The organism is Thiolapillus sp., from assembly GCF_048562965.1.
Classification (GTDB): Bacteria; Pseudomonadota; Gammaproteobacteria; order Chromatiales; family Chromatiaceae; genus Thiolapillus; species Thiolapillus brandeum_A.
The window spans coordinates 1-755 of the sequence record NZ_JBHNMF010001248.1 but is presented as its reverse complement, the minus strand read 5'-3'; the positions used below and the strand labels follow the sequence as shown (position 1 = coordinate 755).

1 protein-coding gene is annotated in these 755 nt (G+C 51.3%); it reads left to right on the top strand.

What is annotated here, in order from left to right; all coding sequences use genetic code 11:
• A partial coding sequence (locus ACOCD2_RS23590) for a site-specific integrase (RefSeq protein ID WP_419626253.1) occupies window positions 1–755 on the top strand: 755 nt, incomplete at both ends.

Genomic DNA, 755 nt, shown 5'->3' with positions numbered 1-755 from the left:
GGCCATGTTTCTTTCATCAGAAGCTGACCAGGGCAAGTCTCCCGCCACCTTACGTCGTCGGCTGGCGGCTATTCGACTGGCGCATCGCATGGCAGATCTTGAATCGCCTACCAACAGTGAACTGGTCAAAGGCACATTTGCCGGCATTAGACGTGTACATGGCACAGTTCCAAATGCGAAGGAACCCGCTATAGCTGAACGTATCCGCGCCATGGTTGACCCCATTGACGTGGATACCCTGGCAGGAGCCCGTGATCGCGCACTGCTGTTACTTGGTTTTTCCGGTGCTTTTCGCCGATCAGAGTTGGTATCCATTCAGGTTGATGACCTTGAAAGGAAAGAACAGGGGCTGATCGTCAGCATCAGGAAATCAAAAACTGACCAGGAAGGCATGGGTGATACGGTTCCCATCATACAAGCCGATCACTATTGCCCCATTCAAGCTTTGGATCATTGGCTCAAACTGTCTGCCATAGAAAGTGGCCCCATTTTTCGGCGGGTCTATAAAGGTGGGAAAGTGGGTACTACTGCCCTCTCCGCCTACAGTGTGGCGTTGATTATTAAAAAGTGGGCGACACAAGCGGGTCTGAATGCTGATGATTTCGCGGGTCACAGCCTGCGTTCTGGCTTCTTAACCAGTGCTGCCATGAATCGTGCCAGCTTATTTAAGATGATGGAGGTTTCCCGCCACAAAGACCCGAAGACAGTGATGCAGTACATTAAGAAATCCGAACTGTTTGATGATCATGCCGGTG